At 66.9% G+C, this 19,454-nt stretch carries 22 protein-coding genes; 10 read left to right on the top strand and 12 right to left on the bottom strand.

Annotation, left to right across the window (positions count from 1 at the left end):
* Nucleotides 1-11: 11 nt before the first annotated feature.
* From trpA to trpB, 3 genes are read right to left on the bottom strand one after another with little or no spacing between them, the layout of a single operon-like run.
* Nucleotides 12-788 carry a tryptophan synthase subunit alpha gene (gene trpA / locus CA833_RS00730; protein ID WP_207078906.1) on the bottom strand — a complete coding sequence of 259 codons (777 nt, stop codon included), beginning with the start codon at nt 786-788 and terminating at the stop codon, nt 12-14.
* Entirely contained in the window at nt 785-991 is a 207-nt protein-coding gene (locus tag CA833_RS00725) for a hypothetical protein (RefSeq protein WP_207078905.1), read from the bottom strand. Before CA833_RS00725 ends, trpA begins: the two co-directional genes overlap by 4 nt.
* A gap of 33 nt (nt 992-1,024) precedes the next feature.
* On the bottom strand, nt 1,025-2,281 hold the full coding sequence (gene trpB / locus CA833_RS00720) for a tryptophan synthase subunit beta (RefSeq protein ID WP_142637497.1): 1,257 nt from the start codon (nt 2,279-2,281) through the stop codon (nt 1,025-1,027).
* A gap of 256 nt (nt 2,282-2,537) precedes the next feature.
* On the opposite strand from trpB, the gene CA833_RS00715 reads away from it, so the two are divergent.
* On the top strand, nt 2,538-3,005 hold the full coding sequence (locus tag CA833_RS00715; RefSeq protein WP_142632753.1) for an outer membrane protein: 468 nt from the start codon (nt 2,538-2,540) through the stop codon (nt 3,003-3,005).
* A gap of 297 nt (nt 3,006-3,302) precedes the next feature.
* Here CA833_RS00715 and CA833_RS00710 read toward each other — a convergent pair whose 3' ends face one another.
* Nucleotides 3,303-3,944: a phosphoribosylanthranilate isomerase gene (locus tag CA833_RS00710; protein ID WP_207078904.1), complete on the bottom strand. Its 642-nt coding sequence runs from the start codon at nt 3,942-3,944 to the stop codon at nt 3,303-3,305.
* Between the two features lie 110 nt (nt 3,945-4,054).
* Here CA833_RS00710 and CA833_RS00705 point away from each other — a divergent pair, with 110 nt between their 5' ends.
* A complete protein-coding gene (locus CA833_RS00705; RefSeq protein WP_242526194.1) occupies nt 4,055-4,414 on the top strand; it encodes a DUF4019 domain-containing protein in 360 nt (119 codons plus the stop codon).
* Nucleotides 4,415-4,611: 197 nt separating this feature from the next.
* Here CA833_RS00705 and CA833_RS00700 read toward each other — a convergent pair whose 3' ends face one another.
* The 8 genes from CA833_RS00700 to radC form a co-directional block, all read right to left on the bottom strand.
* Nucleotides 4,612-5,367 carry an SIMPL domain-containing protein gene (locus tag CA833_RS00700; RefSeq protein WP_142632756.1) on the bottom strand — a complete coding sequence of 252 codons (756 nt, stop codon included), beginning with the start codon at nt 5,365-5,367 and terminating at the stop codon, nt 4,612-4,614.
* Nucleotides 5,368-5,523: 156 nt separating this feature from the next.
* Nucleotides 5,524-6,201 carry an orotidine-5'-phosphate decarboxylase gene (gene pyrF / locus CA833_RS00695; protein WP_142632757.1) on the bottom strand — a complete coding sequence of 226 codons (678 nt, stop codon included), beginning with the start codon at nt 6,199-6,201 and terminating at the stop codon, nt 5,524-5,526.
* 4 nt (nt 6,202-6,205) lie between these two features.
* Complete coding sequence (locus CA833_RS00690; protein WP_142632758.1) at nt 6,206-6,550, bottom strand: LapA family protein; 345 nt, start codon at nt 6,548-6,550, stop codon at nt 6,206-6,208.
* A 101-nt stretch (nt 6,551-6,651) separates the two neighbouring features.
* The gene (gene purB / locus CA833_RS00685; protein WP_142632759.1) at nt 6,652-7,965 is read right to left on the bottom strand and encodes an adenylosuccinate lyase; all 1,314 of its coding nucleotides are present in this window, start codon (nt 7,963-7,965) and stop codon (nt 6,652-6,654) included.
* Nucleotides 7,966-8,101: 136 nt separating this feature from the next.
* A complete protein-coding gene (locus tag CA833_RS00680) occupies nt 8,102-9,379 on the bottom strand; it encodes a phospholipase A (RefSeq protein WP_207078903.1) in 1,278 nt (425 codons plus the stop codon).
* A gap of 105 nt (nt 9,380-9,484) precedes the next feature.
* Nucleotides 9,485-10,576 (bottom strand): endonuclease/exonuclease/phosphatase family protein, encoded by a 1,092-nt coding sequence (locus CA833_RS00675; RefSeq protein ID WP_207078902.1) that lies wholly within the window; start codon nt 10,574-10,576, stop codon nt 9,485-9,487.
* 102 nt (nt 10,577-10,678) lie between these two features.
* Nucleotides 10,679-11,440 (bottom strand): NRDE family protein, encoded by a 762-nt coding sequence (locus CA833_RS00670; RefSeq protein ID WP_207078901.1) that lies wholly within the window; start codon nt 11,438-11,440, stop codon nt 10,679-10,681.
* Entirely contained in the window at nt 11,440-12,171 is a 732-nt protein-coding gene (gene radC / locus CA833_RS00665) for a DNA repair protein RadC (RefSeq protein WP_142637500.1), read from the bottom strand. The genes CA833_RS00670 and radC overlap by 1 nt, the downstream gene beginning before the upstream one ends.
* Nucleotides 12,172-12,318: 147 nt before the next feature.
* Here radC and CA833_RS00660 point away from each other — a divergent pair, with 147 nt between their 5' ends.
* The 8 genes from CA833_RS00660 (at nt 12,319) to CA833_RS00625 (ending at nt 19,383) form a co-directional block, all read left to right on the top strand.
* On the top strand, nt 12,319-15,507 hold the full coding sequence (locus CA833_RS00660; RefSeq protein WP_242526193.1) for a YdbH domain-containing protein: 3,189 nt from the start codon (nt 12,319-12,321) through the stop codon (nt 15,505-15,507).
* Between the two features lie 47 nt (nt 15,508-15,554).
* Nucleotides 15,555-15,791, top strand: coding sequence for a YnbE family lipoprotein (locus tag CA833_RS00655; protein WP_242526192.1), 237 nt, complete (start codon nt 15,555-15,557; stop codon nt 15,789-15,791).
* Entirely contained in the window at nt 15,791-16,186 is a 396-nt protein-coding gene (locus tag CA833_RS00650; protein WP_207079885.1) for a YdbL family protein, read from the top strand. Before CA833_RS00655 ends, CA833_RS00650 begins: the two co-directional genes overlap by 1 nt.
* A gap of 579 nt (nt 16,187-16,765) precedes the next feature.
* A complete protein-coding gene (locus CA833_RS00645; RefSeq protein WP_142632763.1) occupies nt 16,766-17,086 on the top strand; it encodes an AtpZ/AtpI family protein in 321 nt (106 codons plus the stop codon).
* A 52-nt stretch (nt 17,087-17,138) separates the two neighbouring features.
* A complete protein-coding gene (locus tag CA833_RS00640) occupies nt 17,139-17,921 on the top strand; it encodes a F0F1 ATP synthase subunit A (RefSeq protein ID WP_142632764.1) in 783 nt (260 codons plus the stop codon).
* Nucleotides 17,922-17,963: 42 nt separating this feature from the next.
* Nucleotides 17,964-18,188, top strand: a complete 225-nt coding sequence (locus CA833_RS00635) for a F0F1 ATP synthase subunit C (protein WP_142632765.1) — start codon at nt 17,964-17,966, stop codon at nt 18,186-18,188.
* Nucleotides 18,189-18,293: 105 nt separating this feature from the next.
* Nucleotides 18,294-18,788, top strand: a complete 495-nt coding sequence (locus CA833_RS00630; protein ID WP_207078900.1) for an ATPase — start codon at nt 18,294-18,296, stop codon at nt 18,786-18,788.
* Nucleotides 18,781-19,383: a hypothetical protein gene (locus CA833_RS00625; protein WP_207078899.1), complete on the top strand. Its 603-nt coding sequence runs from the start codon at nt 18,781-18,783 to the stop codon at nt 19,381-19,383. Before CA833_RS00630 ends, CA833_RS00625 begins: the two co-directional genes overlap by 8 nt.
* Nucleotides 19,384-19,454: the final 71 nt, after the last annotated feature.

Raw genomic sequence — 19,454 nt, 5'->3', positions numbered from 1 at the left:
ATTTCAGGGGATCAGCGCTCGGCGTGGACCGCTTCGGCCAGCGCCGCGGTCAGCGCGCGCAGATGGGCGGGGGCTTCGGTGCCGTGCTGCTTGACCAGATCGACCAGTGCCGAGCCGACGACCACGCCGTCCGCCACTTTGGCGATCTGGCTCGCCTGTTCGGGCGTGCGCACGCCGAAACCGACCGCGACGGGGATCGTGCTGGCGGCCTTGAGCCTGGCCACGGCGTCCTTGATCGAGCCCTGTGCGGCCTGCTGCATGCCGGTAACACCGGCGACAGAGACATAGTAGAGGAACCCCGAGGAGCCATTGAGAACGGCCGGAAGGCGCGCGGCATCGGTGGTGGGGGTGGCAAGGCGGATCAGCGAGACGTTCTTGCCGCGCAGGGCGGGACCGAGCTCGGCATCTTCCTCGGGCGGGATGTCGACGCAGATCACGCCATCCACTCCGGCCCTGGCGCATTCGTCCGCGAACCACTCGCCGCCGCGGGCGATCATCGGGTTGGCATAGCCCATCAGCACCAGCGGAACCTGTGGATGGCGGGCGCGGAATTCGCTCGCCATGCGGAACACGTCGGCGGTCCTGGTGCCCGCGTCGAGGCTGCGGATGTTCGCTTCCTGGATTGCCGGGCCGTCGGCCATCGGATCGGTGAACGGCATGCCGAGTTCGATCACGTCGGCGCCGCCTTCGACCAGCGCGTCGAGATTGGCGGCAGTGTCGCCGTCACCCCCGGTGATGAAGCAGACGAGCGCGGGGCCTTTGGCGAATGCGGTTTCGAAGCGGGTCATCGGTGGTTCTTAATCCAGTGCGTCAAAGCGACGATCAATGATGCGATCACGGCCGAGATCGGAAGAATGTGGCTTGGGACGGTCCAGATCCAGTACTCGGGATGGGTGTGGGGATAGAGCCATGTTCCGACCGCAAGCCATACCGGAATGTACAGCAGCAAGGTCAGGCAGGCGATGATCGCGGCTGGCTTTGCTACTGACATAAATCCGTTCACTGCCCTCCAGTACGGCCTGCGTTAAAGCTCCACGCCCAGCGCTTCGGCGACGGTGAAGATGTCCTTGTCGCCGCGGCCGGAGAGGTTGACGACGAGCAGCTTGTCTTCGTCCATCTGAGCCGTCAGCTGCGGCAGCGCGGCAAGGGCGTGGGCGCTTTCGAGGGCCGGGATGATGCCTTCCAGTTCGCAGCAGAGCTGGAACGCCTCCAGCGCCTGATCGTCGTTGATCGGCACGTATTTCACCCGGCCGCTCTCGTGCAGCCACGAGTGTTCCGGCCCGAGCCCCGGATAGTCGAGACCGGCCGAGATCGAGTGCGCCTCGGTGATCTGGCCGTCCTCGTCCTGCAGCAGGTAGGTCTTGTTGCCGTGGAGGATGCCGGGCTTGCCGCCGGTCAGCGAGGCGGCGTGCTTGTCGGTGTCGACGCCGTGGCCGCCCGCCTCGATGCCGGTCATCGCCACTTCGGGATCGTCGAGGAAGGGGTGGAACAGGCCGATCGCGTTCGATCCGCCGCCCACCGGGGCCACCAGCATGTCAGGCAGGCGGCCTTCCTTCTCCAGCATCTGTTCGCGGGTTTCCTTGCCGATGATCGACTGGAAATCGCGCACCAGCTCCGGATAGGGGTGCGGGCCGGCGGCGGTGCCGATGATGTAGAAGGTGTCGTGGACGTTGGCGACCCAGTGGCGCAGCGCGTCGTTCATCGAGTCCTTCAGCGACTGCGAACCGCTTTCGCAGGAGACGACTTCGGCGCCCAGCAGCTTCATGCGGAACACGTTGGGCTTCTGGCGCTCGATGTCCTTGGCGCCCATGAAGATCTTGCAGGGCAGGCCGAATCGCGCGGCGACGGTGGCGGTGGCGACGCCGTGCTGGCCCGCGCCGGTCTCGGCGATGATCTTGGTCTTGCCCATGCGGATGGCGAGCAGGATCTGGCCGATGCAGTTGTTGATCTTGTGCGCGCCGGTGTGGTTCAGCTCTTCGCGCTTGAAGTAGATCTTCGGGCCGCGCTTTTCGCCATTGGGGCCGACGGGGGCCTTGGCGCGGAAATAGTCGGTCATGCGCGGGGCGAAGTAGAGCGGGCTCGGGCGGCCGACGAAATCCTTCATCAGCGCATCGAATTGAGCCCAGAACGCGGGGTCCTGCTGTGCTTTCCGGTATTCCTTCTCGAGATCGAGAATCAGCGGCATCAGCGTTTCGGCGACGTAGCGACCGCCGAACTGGCCGAAGTGGCCGGTCTCGTCGGGCAGGGCGCGGAAGCTGTTCACAGGCGCGTGCGTGGTCATGATCGGGGCGATTGGCAGAGCGCGGCGGCCAAGTCCAGCGCCTTCGCCGATAATCGTTTGCATGGGGATGAGCCGCCTGAATTCAATTGCAAATGACGCAACGGTGCAAACGTTAATGGCAATATAGTGTCCGAAAGTGGCAGTTTCATGACGTTTCAGGGCAATTATGAATTATTTCGTTCATCTGAGCGAAAGGAAAGGAAGCGCAGCGGGCGGCTCCCCGGTGAGGGCCGGGGAAAATACTGGAGAAAATACAATGCGTATCGCACTCGTTTCGCTGGCTGCCGTTGCAGCCGCAGCCGTCGCCACCCCCGCTCTGGCCAATGAAGCGCGCGTCGAAGCCCGCACCGGCATCATCTGGGACGGCAGCGACAGCGAAGCAGTCGCAGGCGTCGCAGTCGGCTACGACTACGACCTGGGCAGCAAGTTCTTCGTGGGCGTTGAAGGTTCGGCCGACAAGGTGCTGACCAGCGACACCCGCGTTTCGTGGGGCGCCGGTGGCCGCGTCGGCTACAAGATCACCCCGACCACCAAGCTCTATGCCAACTCGACCTGGCAGTCGAAGTTCGCCAAGTACGGCAACAGCGCCGTTGCTGTCGGCGGCGGCGTCGAGCAGGCTCTCGACAACCGCTTCTACGCCAAGGCTGAATACAAGCACCTGCTCGTGGGCGACAACACCCCCGATGCAGACGTCGGCCTCGTCGGCGTTGGCGTGAAGTTCTGATCTGGCTGCTTCCGGCCCGGTTTCGCCACCGAGGCGTCGGGCCGGAGGCACCTGAGCGGAATCGCTCCACCGCGAGCGTAAGCCAGGGAAGGGCGGCCCATGAGGGGGCCGCCCTTTCTTGTTTGGGGCGTGGGCTGTAACTCAGAGTCCGTTTGAAAAATGCCCGAGGGGCATTTTCGAGGCGGCCCCAGCCCACGCCCCCACCCGACCTCCCACGAGTGTATCCTGATGGGTGGTCGGGTGGGGGAGTGGGCTGGGGCCGTAAAATCCGCCCATGGCGGATGTTCAAACGGTCTCTCAGGCGCTGCGAACGGCGCGCACAAAAGCGTCGATGCGGTCGAGGTCCTTGATGCCCGGCGCGCTCTCGACCCCCGAAGAGGTGTCCACCAACGGCGTTCCGGTGAGGCGCACGGCCTCGGCGACATTATCGGGCGTCAGCCCGCCCGCAAGGCCCCATGGCACCGGGCCTTTCCAGCCCGCGACCAGCTTCCAGTCGAAGCTGAGGCCCATCCCGCCGGGCAGCGTGCCCTTGGGCGTCTTGGCATCGAACAGCACCAGATCGACTGCACCGGCATAGGCAGCGGCCTTGGCGGCATCTTCCGCCGTGGCGACGGAGAGCGCCTTCCACACCGCCACGCCGTAGCGCGCGCGCAATTCGGCGGCTCGCTGCGGGGTTTCGCTGCCGTGCAGCTGGAAGGCGTCGAGACGGGCGCTGGCCACGGCCTGCGCGATCGCGGCGTCATCGGCATCGACAAACAGGCCGACGCGGCCGATTCGCCCTTCCGCACGCTCCGCCAGCTGTGCGGCCTGCGCGGGCGTGACGTTGCGGGGGCTCTTCGCGAAAAACACGAAGCCGGCATGATCGGCGCGCGCGCGGATCGCTGCCTCGAGCGCCTCGCTGGTGCTGATCCCGCAGATCTTGATTGCCGCTGTTGGCATTGGATTTTCTGGCCTAGATTGCGGTCCTGACATGCAGGGGACCGATGATGAAGCGAATTGGCCGCTATCTAATGCCATTTGCCGCTGCCGCAATGCTGGCGGGGTGCGGCATGAAGGAGTCGTTCGCGGACGCGCAGATGGAGGTGGCCAGGTTCCACCGCGCGCTTGACGCCGGACGGTCTCAGGAAATCTGGAAGGCCGCCGATCCCGACTTCCGCAAGGCGACCCAGCCGGCGCAGTTCGGCATGCTGATCGATGCGGTGCACCGCAAGCTGGGCAAAGTCCGTTCAAGCAAGCAGGTCGGCTGGAACACCAATGCCACCACCGGCGGCACGTTCGTGAGCCTCACCATGCAGACGACGTTCGAGCACGGCAGCGGGGTCGAGCAGTTTGTCTATCGCAAGGGGGACGGCGGGCACATGGCGCTGGTCGGCTACAACATCCAGTCGCAGGACATGATGATGAACTGACCGTTTGGTCTGAAAAATGCCCGTGGGGCATTTTTAGCGCGGCACCGGCCCTCTCCCCCACCCGACCACCCATGAGAATACCCTGCCGGGTGGTCGGCCCCCTCAGCGGAAAGGTCCCCCGGACCTTTTCGTCTTCTTCGGGACGGGAGAGGGCCGGTGCCGCAAAATTCGCCTTCAGCGAATTTTCAAGCGAACTTTTACTGCCCGAGTTCGAACTGGACGGTGACGTTCACCGACATCTGCAGTTCACCGGCGGCAACCGGCGGCGCGGAGGCGAGCGAGGCCATTTCCGCCTTGCGGGCGTACATCACCGGCATCGGCGCATAGCCGCCGCTCTCGCTGATCGAGACGATCCGCACGACCCGTAGCCCGGCGGCGCGGGCATAGAGGTCTGCGCGGGCGCGCGCGGTCCGGATCGCGTCGGTGCGGGCTTCGTCCTGCGCGGCTTCGGGCTGCGACAGCGTGAAGTCCGGGCCGTTCACCTGATTGGCACCCGCCGTCACCAGCGCGTCGATCACCTTGCCGGTGTCTGCCAATTTACGTTGACGCACGGTGACGGTGTTGGTCGCCTGGTAGCCGACGATTGCGCGTGGCTCGCCCGAGAAGCTGCCGTCGGGCTGGCGCCTGGGTTCGGCATAGACCGGATTGAGGCTGAGGTTGGTGGTCTGGATGTCCTTGTCCGCCACGCCGGCCTTCTTCAGCGCGGCGATCACGCGGGCCATGGCCTGCGAATTGGCGCCCATCGCCTCGCTGGCGGTCGTGCCCTGCGAGGTGACGCCGGCCGAATAGCTCGCCATGTCCGGGGTGCGGGTGGTCGCGCCTTCGGCATTGACGGTGAGCAGGGTGTGGCCGGCTTCGATTGCGGGAACGCTCTGCTGCGCCATGGCGGCAGGGGCGCTGGCCAGCGCCAGGGCGGCAAAGGCGGTCGCGGCAAGCAGTCGGGGGGAATTCATCAGTCGCACTCTCCATCCATCATGATCGGGCCATCAGGACCGGATCAATGGTCTGCCGCCCGGGAGGTTGCGCGGCGCTGAACCGTGCATTTCCGGGGGATGAACGGAGAGACGGAGCCGGGCGGCGTCAGCCTTGGCCCGGCCCGGGAATTTGCGTCAGAGCGTGGCCTCGATGGCGCGGGCGGCGGCCAGCGGGTCTTCGGCGCGGCTGATCGGGCGGCCGATCACCAGCACGCTGGCGCCGTCGTCGCGGGCCTGGCGCGGGGTGACGATGCGCTTCTGGTCGCCGTTGCCGGCATTGTGCGGGCGCAGTCCGGGGACGACAAAGTAGCCGTCCTTCCACTGCTTGTGCACCGCGCCGACTTCGTGGCCGGAGCAGACGATGCCGTCGAGACCGGACGAGTGCGCCAGTTCGGCAAGGCGCAGGGCCTGCGCGTGGGGCTGGTCGTTGACGCCGATCGAGGCGAGGTCGTCACCGTCGAGGCTGGTCAGCACGGTGACGGCCACGACCTTGCAGTTCTCGCCCGCGGCGGCCTTGGCGTCTTCCATCATCGCGCGGCCACCGGCGGCGTGGATGGTGACGATCGAGGGCTGCAGCACGTGGATCGCCTGCATCGCGCCGGCCACCGTGTTGGGAATGTCGTGCAGCTTGAGGTCGAGGAAGATCGGCAGGCCCAGCTTGTGCAGTTCGTGCACGCCGTGGTGGCCATGGGCGCAGAAGAATTCGAGCCCCAGCTTGATCCCGCCGATGTGCCCGGCGACCTTGCGGGCCAGCGCTTCGGCAGCGTCGAGGCGGGGCAGGTCGAGCGCGAGGTAGACGGGATTGTGGTTCATGGGATCAGACTTCCGGCGTAGGGTCGAGGGAGGGATCTAGGGTGTGGGCGGCTTCGGGCACGCTGGCAGGCGCCGTCATCGAGGGCATCGAACTGGCGCGCAGCGAGTTCTCCAGCGTGGCGATGCGGCGGCCCAGCCGCCAGCGCACCGCACGCAGGTAGAGCCACACCGGCAGCATGCCGAGGCCGAAGAACAACAGGGCGACAAAACCGACCGGCCATTCGAAGTGAACGTAGTTGCCGTCGTCGAGCGGCCAGAAATTGACCGGTACCTTGGCCCAGTTCATGGCGATGAAGGCGACAAGGATCGCGGTCAGGGCAATCCACAGCACGGTGCGGATGATATTCATGCTTCCTCCGGCAATTCCTGCAGCTGGTTCTGCAAGTCTGGTCGCGCCAATCGCGCAATGCTAAGCGCGATTGGCGGCCATGGGAAGTGTCGGCCGGGAGCTTAGTTCCCGAAAACGCGCGCGAAGATCGTGTCGACCTGCTTGAAGTGGTAATCGAGGTTGAACTTCTCCTCGATCACTTCGACCGGCAGGGCGGCCGTGACTTCCTCGTCGGCCTTGAGCAGTTCGAGCAGCGAGAGCTGGCCGTCCGATTCCCAGACCTTCATCGCGTTGCGCTGCACCAGGCGGTACGACTGGTCGCGCGTCAGGCCGGCCTGGGTCAGCGCCAGCAGCACGCGCTGCGAGTGGACGAGGCCGCCCATGCGGTCGAGGTTCTTCTGCATGCGCTCGGGATAGACGAGCAGCTTGTCGATCACGCCGGTGAGGCGGGCCAGCGCGAAGTCGAGGGTGATCGTCGCGTCCGGGCCGATGAAGCGCTCGACCGAGGAGTGCGAGATGTCACGCTCGTGCCAGAGCGCGACGTTTTCCATCGCCGGGGTCACCGACGAGCGGACGACGCGGGCGAGGCCGGTGAGGTTTTCGGTGAGCACCGGGTTGCGCTTGTGCGGCATCGCCGAGGAGCCCTTCTGGCCCGGCGAGAAGTATTCTTCCGCTTCCAGCACTTCGGTGCGCTGCAGGTGGCGCACTTCGATGGCGAGGCGTTCGATCGAGCTGGCGATCACGCCCAGTACCGCGAAGAACATGGCGTGGCGGTCGCGCGGGATGACCTGCGTGGAGACCGGCTCCACTTCGAGGCCCATCTTGTCGGCGACGTACTGTTCCACCGCCGGGTCGACGTTGGCGAAGGTGCCCACCGCGCCCGAGATCGCACAGGTGGCGACTTCCTCGCGGGCGGCGATCAGGCGCTTCTTGCAGCGCGCAAATTCGGCATAGGCTTCGGCCATCTTGAGGCCGAAAGTCACCGGCTCGGCATGGATGCCGTGGCTGCGGCCGATGGTGGGGGTGTACTTGTGCTCCTCGGCGCGGCGCTTGATTGCGGCGAGCAGGGCATCAAGGTCTTCCAGCAGGATGTCGGCGGCCTTGACCAGCTGGACGTTGAGCGTGGTGTCGAGCACGTCGGAGCTGGTCATGCCCTGGTGCATGAAGCGCGCTTCGGGGCCGACCTGCTGGGCCACCCAGTCGAGGAAGGCGATGACGTCGTGCTTGGTCACGGCTTCGATGGCATCGATCGCGGCGACGTCGATCCGGGGGTTGGTGCCCCACCAGTCCCAGAGCGCCTGGCCGGCGCTGGCGGGCACGGTGCCCATCTCGCCCATCTTCACGGCGGCGTGGGCCTCGATCTCGAACCAGATGCGGTAACGGGCTTCGGGCTCCCAGATCGCGGTCATCGTGGGGCGGGCGTAGCGGGGTACCATGTTCGACTCCTTTGGCTGACGCGGGTGCCGCTAGGCGCGGTAGGCCCCAAAGGCAAGGATTATGGCAGCGCTCATGGCAGCGGCGATGGCTGGCAGGCGGGCGTGGAGGCTGCAAATCGCCTTTTGACGAGGGCCCCTAGCGTACCAGCGCCACCCCGAGGCGCAGGCGGGTGGTGCGGCGGTTGTAGTCGAGCAGGTTCTCGCCGTAGCCGACAAAGCCCTGGCCGAAGAGATAGAAGTCCGGCCCGCCGCCGAGCAGGCGGCGCAGCGGGTAGGAGAGTTCCCCGCTGGTCGATCCCTTGCCGCTGGAGAAGCTGAAGCGGGAGAGCGAGGAGAAACGCCAGCCGTTCTCCCGACCGATCTGGAACGAGATGCCGCTGTTGCCGCGGTAGCGCCGGATGTCCGGGTTGTCGGAAAGATCGCCGACGAACAGCCAGACGCGCGGCTGCACGGTCAGGCGCAAGTCGTCGGCCAGCGTGAACGCGGCCATCGGCGCGAGGTAGATGGTGTTCATGCTGCGCGAATCGTCGCCGTCGCGGCCGTTCGATTCGTGGCGCACGCCGACCTGGGCGCTCAGCGTGGCCTTGTCGGAAAGCACCTTGGGCGCGGAGACGTAGAAGGCTTCGGGCTGGAAATCGATGTTGCGGAAGGGCGAGGAATTGGCGCCCAGATCCCAGAACATGCGCTGGGTATAGGCAAAGTAGAGCCCGTCGGCGAGCGCGCGGCCCCCTTCGTGGGCGCGGCTGCCGAACAGCTGGTACTTGAAGCTGAGCTGCAGGCGTGCGTCGCTGTTGGTGCCGGGGCCATAGACCGCATACGTCGGCTCGTAGGCGGAAAGGTTGCCGATATAGGCGTTGCCGACCGTGCGGTCGCTGGGCGGCGGCGTCGGCGGAGGAGCGGCGAGCGCCACATGCGGGCCGGGGTGCCAGGGCGGGCCGCCTTCAGGGGCCGGATTCGGGGCCGGGTTCGGGGCCGGATTCGGGGCGGGAGATTGCACCGCGAGCGATACGGCCTGTCCGCCCCAGCCGGGCACCGAGAGCTGGGCGCTTTCCGCAAGGTTGCCGCCGGCCAACCGGTACCGGACGGTGGCGAAGCGGCCGGGGGCGACCGCCACCGATGCCGGCGCCGATGCCTCGCGCTGCAAGGTGACGGTGCGGCCTTCCCCGAAGGCGCCGGGCCGCGTCACCCGCGCCTCGACCACCGCGGGCAGGCTGGCCTCGGCCGCGGCCGCGCCGGTGTTGAGCAGCCGCACGTCGAGCAGGGCGCCGCCCTCGCTGTCGGTCTCGGCATGGCCGATCAGCACTTCGATCGTGGCGGGAAGCGCCGACTGAGCCCGCACTGCCTGGGGGATTGCGGTGCCGGACAGAATGATGGGCAGGGCCAAGGCCGGGAGGAAGCGAGGTGAACCAGTCATGCGGAGGGGGCGACCTTCCGGTGCGGATAAACAAGCTAGGCGGGATCGCACCTGTTCTTCGCCGCCTCCTGCAAGATACCGATTTCTTTCGGGATTGCGAGCGTATCAACCCGTAGCCGGTGATGCCGCCGGCACCGGGCAGGCGGGGCTGCGGGTCAGCGCGGCCTTCCAGCGCAGTTCGTAGGTCACCATGAACCCGTCGTGGTCGGACAGCACCGGACTGTCCGGGCTGCCGTCGAACAGGGCTTCCACCCTGACCGGGCGGATCTTCACCGCATCGCCGCTCCAGAGGAACTGGAGGTCCTGCGTATCCATCCAGGGCTCGTCGCCGTCCCATGACATCTTCACCTCGCAGCCCGAATCGGGCGACGCGCAGATGCGGTGGACAAGGCCGAGCGACTGGTAGCGGGAAAAGTTCTCCCAGCGCGGCTCGGAGCGGCGCATGTTGAAATCGCCGCCGAACACCAGCGGCAGGCCGTCGTCGTGGGTCTCGTCGATGAAGCGCGAGGCTTCCTGCGCCTGCCGGTCATGCGCGGCAAGGTTGCGCGCGGCCGGCGCCCCCGAGGCCCCGCGCGAGTTCATGTGGGTGTCGTAGACGTCGATCGGCGTGGGCACGCCGGGAATGGCGATGCGGGCCATGGCGATGCCCTTGTTGGACAGGCAGTCGAACCCCGCGCAGGAACGGCGGCCATAGGCGCGGCGGCTGTAGTTGACGATGGGCCAGCGCGAGGCGATCGCCAGCCCGCTGCCATAGAGGTGGATGCCGATCTCGCCGCGCTTCAGGCTGGAGCGGCCGGGCAGGAACCTGCGGGTCGATCCCCGCGCGCCGGTGGTGCGGCGCGGGCCGGACGTGATCGCCGGATAGCCCGTGGCCGCGACCGCGCGCTTGGCGGCATCGCTGAACATTTCCTGGAACAGCACGATGTCGGGGCCGCTCCCGGCCTCGCGCATGGCGGAGAGGCGGCGGCCGATCCGTTCGAGGAAGGGGCGCCTGCCGGTGCGGGCGGGCCAGCCGAGGCCCTCGATATTGTAGGTCAGCACGGTGATGTGGGTCGAGGCGAAGGCGCCGTCCGGCGATCGGGACAAGTGCGGGGGCAGGGTCTGCGCGCAAGGCACGTGGGCCACGGGCGGCGGCAGGGTGGAGCAGCCCGTCGCCAGCAGCAGGGGGAGAAGGGAGAGGCGGGCGAGACCGGGCATGCGGGTGGGGGATCCTGCTGTCGGGGCGGTCGGGGCTAAGTCGTGGGTGGAGCGCGATCGTTCCGGACAACCGGGGGACGATACGGGGGTTTCCAAAGATAACTAGGCGATTTGTAGGTTTGTGGCCGGGAGCGGGCCGGGCCATGCGAAGGATAGCGCCACTTCGCCGGTCACGCTGCCGTCCGGGGCGAAGCTGCGCTCGACGATCCGGCCTTGTCCACCGGCAGACAAGGCCAGCACCGTGCTGCACCGGGTGCCGTAGACGAAATCGCGGATGAAGACCGGGGCAAAGCGCGGCTCCGGCCCGTCCTGCGGGCGGGCGATGCGGCGATCCGGGCGCTCCGAACGCAGGGCGGCGAACAGCGCCGCGAAGTCCTGTCCGCCGCTGGACAGCCACGCGGCCAGGGCCGTCTGGACCGCGCGGGTCTTGGGCCAGGGCACGTCGAAGCCGCCGTTCGAGAGGCCGTGGATGCCGGGGGCGAGGGGGCGCGATTCGGTCCTGGGATGATTGGTGAGGAAGCGCGCCTCGCTGCCTGCCACGTCGACGAGGTTGAACGGGTTCATCGTCGCCACCGGCTCGGGTGTGCGGCCCTGCAGCAGGTCGGTGACCAGAATGCCCCGCGAAGGACGTCCGGGCTGCGCGCCTTCGGGCACCCGGTAATTGGTGACGAGGGCAAAGCGGCCCGCCTCGCTCAGCCCCATCCAGGTGCCGTGGCCGACGAGGTCCCGCCCGGCGACGATGCCCGAGCCATCGTCCCAGCGCGCCAGCGGGGCGCTGGCGCGGGCGTGGAACTCGTCCCGGTTGCCGATGACCACCAGTGGCCAGTCGGGATGCGCCTTCCAGGCAAGAGCGGCGACACACATCAGATCAGGCCCTTGGCTTTCAGGCTGACATGCCCCTCGCGCCCGATCACCACGTGGTCGTGGACCACGATGCCGAGCAGGCGGCCGGCCTCGGCGATGCGGTTGGTCACGTCGATGTCGGCGCGGCTGGGCTGGGGCGAGCCGCTGGGGTGGTTGTGGACGAGGATGAGCCCGGTGGCGCCGAGGTCGAGCGCGCGGCGGATCACCTCGCGCGGGTGGATGGCGGCCTCGTCGATCGAGCCTTCGCCGACCATCTCGTCGAGAATCAGCATGTTCTTGGCGTTGAGATACAGCACGCGCACGCGTTCGCGGGTGAGGTGGGCCATGTCGATGGTGAGATAGTCCACCAGCACCTGCCACGATCCGATCACCGGCGCCTCGCGCAGCCGCTGGCGGGCGAGGCGGGTGGCGGCGACGGTGACGATCTTCAGCGCGACGGCGCTGGCCTCGCCCATGCCGGGATGGGCGGCCAGCGTGCGCGCGTCGGCCTGGAGCACGCCCGCGAGCGATCCGAATCGCTGCAGCAGGCTGCGCGCGAGCGGTTTCATGTCGCGCCGGGGAACGGCCTGCATCAGCAGGAGTTCTATCACCTCGTGATCCGCCAGAGCTTCCCCGCCGCCCTCGACCAGCCGCTTGCGCAGCCGCGCGCGGTGCCCGCTGGGGTCGTTGCCCGCGTCCTTTGGCCCGGTGGTGGCCGTCGGTTCATCGAAGAGACTGTCGTGGTCGGGCATAAGCTCTGCGAACAATTGCCTTTCCCGGCGCAGACGCGCAAGTGAACGATCTGAATGTCCGAGGTGCGAGACCTGACCGACCCCCCGGCGGAAGCTGACCGCCCCTCCCGTGCCGCCCCACGTTCCCGGCCGCGTGCCCGCAGGCGCATGGTCGCGACAAGTGCGCTTGGCGTGGTGAGCCTGCTCGCGCTCGGCGCAGGCACCGCCTGGATCCTGCGCAAGGACATTGCCGAAAACGTGATCGGCAGCGAGCTGAAGAAGCTCGGGCTGCCCGCACGCTACGAGATCGTCACGATCTCGCCTTCTGAGCAGGTGGTACGCAATCTCGTGATCGGCGATCCGCGCCGCCCCGACCTCACCGTCGAGGAAGTGCGCGTGGCGACGCGGGTGGTCTGGGGCTGGCCGGGCATCGGCCGCATCACGCTGGTCCGCCCGCGCCTCTACGGACGCTATCACGGCGGCAGGCTCAGCCTGGGCGCGCTCGACAAGGCGCTTTCATCGGGTGGGGCCGCCGACAAGGACCATCCGCTGCCCGACTACGACATCGGCCTGGTCGACGGCCGCGCGCTGATCGACAGCGACTATGGCCGGGTGGCCGCCAAGCTCGACGGGATCGGCCCCTTGCGTGGCGGTTTCGAAGGGCGGCTGGCGGTCGTCGCGCCGGACCTTGCGGTGGCGGGATGCCGGGCGGCGCAGGCCACGCTTTACGGCAGGCTGCGGGTCAGCGGCGAGAAGCCGTCCTTCACCGGTCCGCTGCGGCTCGGCCGGCTCGACTGTCCTGCGCAGGACATCCACCTTGCGAAATCGGCGCTGCAGTTCGACGGCACGCTCGATTCGCGGCTCGACGGCGCCGAGGGAAGGCTGGGCCTCGAAGGCGGCGCGCTGCGGCTGGCGCAGAACCGGCTTGGAGGGCTAACCGCTTCCAGCCGCTTCACTTTCCGCAAGCAGGCGCTGACCGCGACGTACAAGGTCGCGGCGCGCGAAATCGTTACCCCGCAGGCCGGCGTGCAGGCCTTGTCGCTCGATGGACAGGTGCGCAGCGATCCCGGCCTGAAAAACGTCGATGTCGAGGCCGACCTGGCGGGGCGCGGCGTGGTGCCGGGGGCCATGGCCGACCGCGCGCTGGCGGACCTTGCCAGAAGCGGCGAGGGCACGCTGGTCGCCCCGCTGACCAACCGCATCCGCGCCGCGCTGGGGCGCGAGGCGCGCGGCTCGACGCTTGATGCCCATGTGATCCTGCGCCGCGACGCGCGGCAGTGGAGCCTGGTTGTCCCGCGCGGGAACTGGCGCGGCACCAGCGGCGCTTCGCTGCTGGCGCTGTCGCGCGTGCAAGGGGTGTTCGGGGGGGCGGGCAAGGGTCGTCCCGTCTTCACCGGCAATTTCGCCAGCAGCGGGCAGGGGCTGCCGCGCGTCTCCGGTCGCATGGAAAGCACTGCGAACGGCCGATTGGCGCTGAGCGTCAGCATGCCGGAATACCGGGCCGACGATGCGCGGCTGGGCGCTGCGAGCATGGCCTTGCCGCACCTTCTGGTGAGCCAGGCCGCCGACGGCGCGATGACGTTCGGCGGCGAGGCGCGCCTGTCCGGCGCCTTGCCGGGCGGACGGGCCGACGGGCTGGTGCTGCCGATCGAGGGACGCTGGGCGGCCGATGGTGCGCTGGCGCTCTGGCCGGGCTGTACCACGGTGGCCTTCGAGCGTCTGGCGCTGGCCAATCTGACACTGGACCGGCGCCGCCTGCCGGTCTGTCCCGCGCGGGGCAAGCCGATCCTGGCGCTTGGCGCCGGCGGCGGCATGGCGATCACGGCGGGTGTCCCCGCGCTCGACCTGACCGGACGGCTGGGCGGCACCCGCATCCGCCTGACCAGCGGTGCGGTGGGGTATGCGCAAGTGCCCGGCAGGCCCGGGGCGCTTGCGGCGCGGGGCATCGATGTCGAGCTTGGCACCGCCGAGGCGCCTTCGCGCTTCCGCATCGCCCGGCTCGGCGCCCGGGTCGGCAAGGACATCGCCGGAACCTTCGACGAAAGCGACGTGATGCTGGCCGCGGTGCCGATGGACCTGCGGCAAACCGGTGGACAATGGCGCTACGCGGGCGGCGTGCTGAGCCTTGAGGGTGCGCATTTCACCCTGGTCGACCGCCAGCAGGCACCGCGTTTCGAACCGCTGGTCGCCCGTGATGCCACGCTGCGGCTGGCGAACGGTGTCATCACCGCCGACGCCCTGCTGCGCGAGCCGAAGAGCGACCGGGCGATCGTGCGCGCCGACATCGTCCATGATCTCAACCGGACCCGTGGCCACGCCGATCTGGCGGTCGACGACCTGCGTTTCGACGACAAGCTGCAGGCAGGCACGCTTTCGGCGATGATGGTGGGTGTCGTCTCGAACCTCGAGGGGACGGTCAAGGGAACCGGGCGGATCGACTGGACCGCGGACAAGGTGACCAGCCACGGCCGGTTTTCCACCGGTGGACTGGACTTTGCGGCGGCGTTCGGTCCGGTGAAGGGCCTGTCCGGCGATGTCGTCTTTACCGACTTGCTGGGCATGGTGACGGCGCCGAACCAGACGCTCCGGCTCGCCTCGGTCAATCCCGGCATCGAAGTGACCGACGGCACGCTGTCGTTCCAGATGGAACCGAACTACCTGCTGCGCATCAATGGCGCGCGCTGGCCGTTCATGGACGGCACGCTGGCGCTGGAGCCGGCGACGATGACCATCGGCGCGGCGGAAACGCGCCGCTACACGCTCACCGTCAAGGGGCTCAATGCGGCGACTTTCGTGCAGCACCTCGAAGTCGGCAATATCAATGCCTCGGGTGTGTTCGACGGCGAAGTGCCGCTGGTGTTCGACGAGAACGGCGGGCGCATCGACAACGGTTTCCTGCGCTCGCGGGTGCCGGGGGGCAATGTCAGCTATATCGGCACGCTGACCTACAAGGACCTCTCGGCGATGGGCAATTTTGCCTTCTCGGCGCTGAAATCGGTCGATTACAAGCAGATGGAGATCGGTCTTGATGGATCGCTGGCGGGCGATATCCTTACCCGGATCAGCTTTGACGGGCTGAGCCAGGGGGCAGGGGCTTCCAAGAACTTCGTGACCAAACAAGTGGCGAAGCTGCCGATCCACTTCATCGTCAATGTGAAAGCGCCGTTCATGAGCCTGTTCGGCAACATGCGCTCGCTGTACGACCCCACCTTCATCAAGGATCCGCGCATCATCAGTGCCGAGGCCGCGCTTCAGGCGCAGGCAAAAGCCGCCGCAGGCATCCCTGCAGCCGCCCGAACAACGACTGATCCTGCACAACACACCATTCAGCCTTCAGACAGCGAGAGAAAACCATGATTGGCCCGCAATTGACCGGAAGCGATCCGGCTGCGACAAACCCGGCGATGCCAAAGATCGCCTCCTCGTTTGCGCAGTTCGCCGCAGTCCGGTCCGGCAGGCGCGCCGTTCGCGCCGCGACGATGGTGGCGGGTCTCGTGCCGATGCTGTCCGGGTGCATCCAGGTGACCGCACCCGACAAGCCGATCGTGATCGAGCTCAACGTCAACATCCGACAGGAAGTGATCTATCAGCTTTCCGCCGATGCGGAAAAGACGATCAAGGACAACGAAGGCGTATTCTGATGACCAAGACCCGTTTCCGCAGTACCGTCGCCCTGATGGGCGCAGCCGCGCTGGTTCTCGGCGCAGCAGGTGTCGCCGTGGCGCAGGAAGCCCGTGATCCGGCCTATGCCGCCGCCCGCTCGTCCGGGCAGGTGGGTGAGCAGCGCGATGGCTATCTCGGCGTGGTCGGTAGCCAATCCGCTGCCGTGCAGGCGATGGTGCGCGACCTCAACAACAAGCGCCGCGCGATCTACACCGAAAAGGCCGCCGGCAAGGGCACGATCGAGGAATATGCCTTCGCCACCGCCTGCCGCCTGATCGCCCAGACCGCCCCCGGGGAAAAGTACCAGGCGCCCGACGGCTCCTGGCAGACCCGCACGGCAGCGGCCCCGCAGCGCGATCCGCGCTGCCCTTAATCGCGCTGCCCTCCATCGGGTTCATTCCGGGCCGGTGCCGCCGAGAGGTGGTGCCGGCCCGGTTTTTTGTCCGGACTGACGTCCGGAGGCGGCACCAGCCCACTCCCCCACCCGACCACCCATCAGGATACACTCGTGGGTGGTAGGGTGGGGGAGTGGGCTGGTGCCGCAAGCTCGTCACGGAGGTGACGAGCGCACCTAACAAAAAACCCCGGGCCGGTGCCGCGGAGAGGGCGGTGCTTTGATCGTCTGGTCCCGTCTCGCTTGTGAACGTCTCGCTTGTGAAACACTCTCTCGCCCGTTCGACAGGGCTGTGACCGCTCTCTGACGGGATTGATTCGCAAATGGTCGTGGAGGAACACTCTCACGCATCGCCCTTGCGCTTTTCCTTTTCCTGACGAATGCTGTGTCTGCGCGGGTACTTGGGTTGGCCGGGGCGGCGCGCCAGGGCGTGTGAACAAGAGGCGTGGTCAGCGCCCGGCCAAGGTTGACTCGGGATAAGCCCCACCCTAAGGGGGCGGCGCCCTCGGCGGGGAGCCGTTGAACGCGTCAATCGTCCTTTATGGAGGAGGACCTGACATGAGCGACGAGCCACCTGCACGAGACTCCGTTGGCGAGGATGCGCGCCTGGAACGGCTCGACGAAAGGCTTAAAGCCCTTCGCGAGCGTGAAGAGCAGCGCAACAAGCCCAACGCAGGCACGGAAACGGACGATTCCTATCGCGCCGGCAACCGTGTTCTGGCCGATCTTCTCGGCGGGGTCATCGGCGGCCTGTTCATCGGCTGGGTGATCGATCACTTCGCCGGAACATCGCCCTGGGGTCTGTTGGTGATGTTGTTCCTAGGAATCTTCGTCGCCTTCAGGAATATCATACGGAATTCGAACCAGCGCCCGGATTGACCCATAAGGGGTGGATTGGGCGCTGTCGTTCATAGGCGACAGGGATATTCGCGTGGCTGCCGAAGCAAAGGTCGATCCGATGCACCAGTTCCAGCTCGAAACGCTGGCCGGTGCCCATTGGAACATTGCCGGATACAACATCGCCTTTACCAACAGCGCGCTGTGGATGGCGATTGCTACCGTTGCGCTGATCGTCTTCGTTGCCGGCGGCACGAAGCGTCAGCTCGTGCCGGGCCGCTGGCAGATGGCTGTCGAGACCTTCACCGGTTTCATCGACGGCATGCTGGCCGCCAACGTCGGCAAGAACGGCAAGAAGTACGTCCCGTACATCTTCTCGCTGTTCATGTTCATTCTCTTCGCGAACTTCCTCGGTCTGCTGCCGCTCGGCGTGCTGGGCCTGCACCCCTTCACCTTCACCAGCCACTTTTCGGCGACCGGTGTCCTGGCGGTGCTTTCGTTCGCGATCGTCATCATCGTGGGCTTTGCCAAGCACAAGCTGCACTTCTTCTCGCTCTTCGTGCCGCACGGTACGCCGGTCGTGATGATCCCGCTGATCTTCGTGGTCGAGCTGATCTCCTTCCTCGTGCGCCCGTTCAGCCTCGGTCTGCGACTCTTCGTCGCGATGATGGCCGGCCACGTGCTTCTTGAAGTGCTTTCGAGCTTCGTGATCAGCTCGGGCAACGCCGGTATCGGCCTCTTTGCCATTGCCGGTCTGCCCAGCTTCATCCTGATGGTCGGCATCTGCGCTCTCGAGCTGCTGGTCGCCGGCATCCAGGCCTACGTTTTCGCCCTTCTCACCTGCGTCTATCTTAATGACGCCGAGAACCTTCACTGATTTTCAGTCTCTTATCAGACTTTTCCAAAGGGAGTTTTTGTAATGGAAGCAGATGCTGCAAAGCTGCTTGGTGCCGGTCTCGCCGCTATCGGTTGCGGTCTCGCCTCGATCGGCGTGGGTAACGTCTTCGCGAAGTTCCTCGAAGGCGCGCTGCGCAACCCCGGCGCTGCCGACGCCCAGCAGGGCCGTCTGTTCATCGGCTTCGCGGGCGCCGAACTTCTCGGCCTGCTCTCGTTCGTCGTTGCCGCGCTGCTGATCTTCGCCTGATCGCACTAGCGCACTGATCCGATCCGGCCGCGCGAACCCTTTGGTGCCGCGGCCGGGCCACCGGATGCAAGATTTTTACCGGCTACCTCGGGACAGGGCTGACACATGCCTCAGATCGCACAGCTAGGCGAATACTACGCCAGCCAGATCTTCTGGATGCTGATCTTCTTCGCCATCACCTTCTTCGTCGTCGGACGCGGCATGGTGCCCAAGGTGATGGATACGGTCGCCTCGCGCGACAAGCAGATTGCCGAGGACCTCGCCACCGCCGAAAAGCTGCGCGAAAGCGCCGACGCGGAAGAGGAAGCCTGGCGCACGCGTGAAAACGCGAACCGCGCGCAGGCCCAGGACCTCATCGCTTCGGCCCGCGCCAAGGCCGGTGCCGCCACCGCAGAGCGTCTCAGCGCCGCGCAGATCGGCATCGACGCCGACCTCGCCGCCGCGGAAAAGCGCATCGAAGAAGCGCGCCTTGCGGCTGCCGCCGAGATCGAGGGCGTTGCCGCCGAAGCCGCTCGCGACATCGTCAGCCGCGTCGCCGGCATCTCGCTCGACGAGACCGCCGCCCGCGCCGCCGTGAAGGAGAGCCTGGCTCATGGCTGAGAACACCGCCGCTGAACAGGGCGCCGCTCCGGTCGCCCAGGACGCCGCTCACGAGGCCGCCGCTCACGAGGCTGGCGCCGCCCAGGCGCACGTCGCGGTCGAGCACGCCGAACCCGAACTGCTGGGCTTTGCCCCGCCGGTCGCGGTGGTCAGCGCCTCGATGCTCGTGCTCATCCTGATCATGATCTGGAAGGGCGTTCCCAAGCTCATCTCGGGCGGTCTCGATTCGAGCATTGCCCAGATCAAGGCGCACCTCGAAGAGGCCAAGACCCTGCGCGCCGAGGCGGAAGCCCTGCGCAAGGAATATGCCGACAAGATCGCGAACGCCGAAAAGGACGCCGCGGCCATGCTCGAGCATGCCCATCACGAAGCCGAAGCGATCGTCGCCAAGGCCGAGGCCGACACCACCGAACTGATCGCCCGCCGTCACAAGATGGTGGAAGAGAAGATCTCGGCGCTGGAACTGGCCACGATCAACGACCTGCGCCGCAAGGCCGCTGCCGCTGCCGCACTGGCCGCCGGCGACCTGATCAAGGCCAACCACTCGGCCGATGCCGACAAGGCGCTGGTCGACAAGGCGATCGCGGGGATCTGATCCCGCCGAGCCTTTCGGTTACCGAACAAGAAAAGCCTCCGTGTCCTGCACGGGGGCTTTTTTGGTATTCC

Source organism: Novosphingobium sp. KA1, from assembly GCF_017309955.1.
Classification (GTDB): domain Bacteria; phylum Pseudomonadota; class Alphaproteobacteria; order Sphingomonadales; family Sphingomonadaceae; genus Novosphingobium.
Note: the sequence above shows the minus strand (reverse complement) of the source record. Positions and strands in the feature narration are given on the sequence as shown.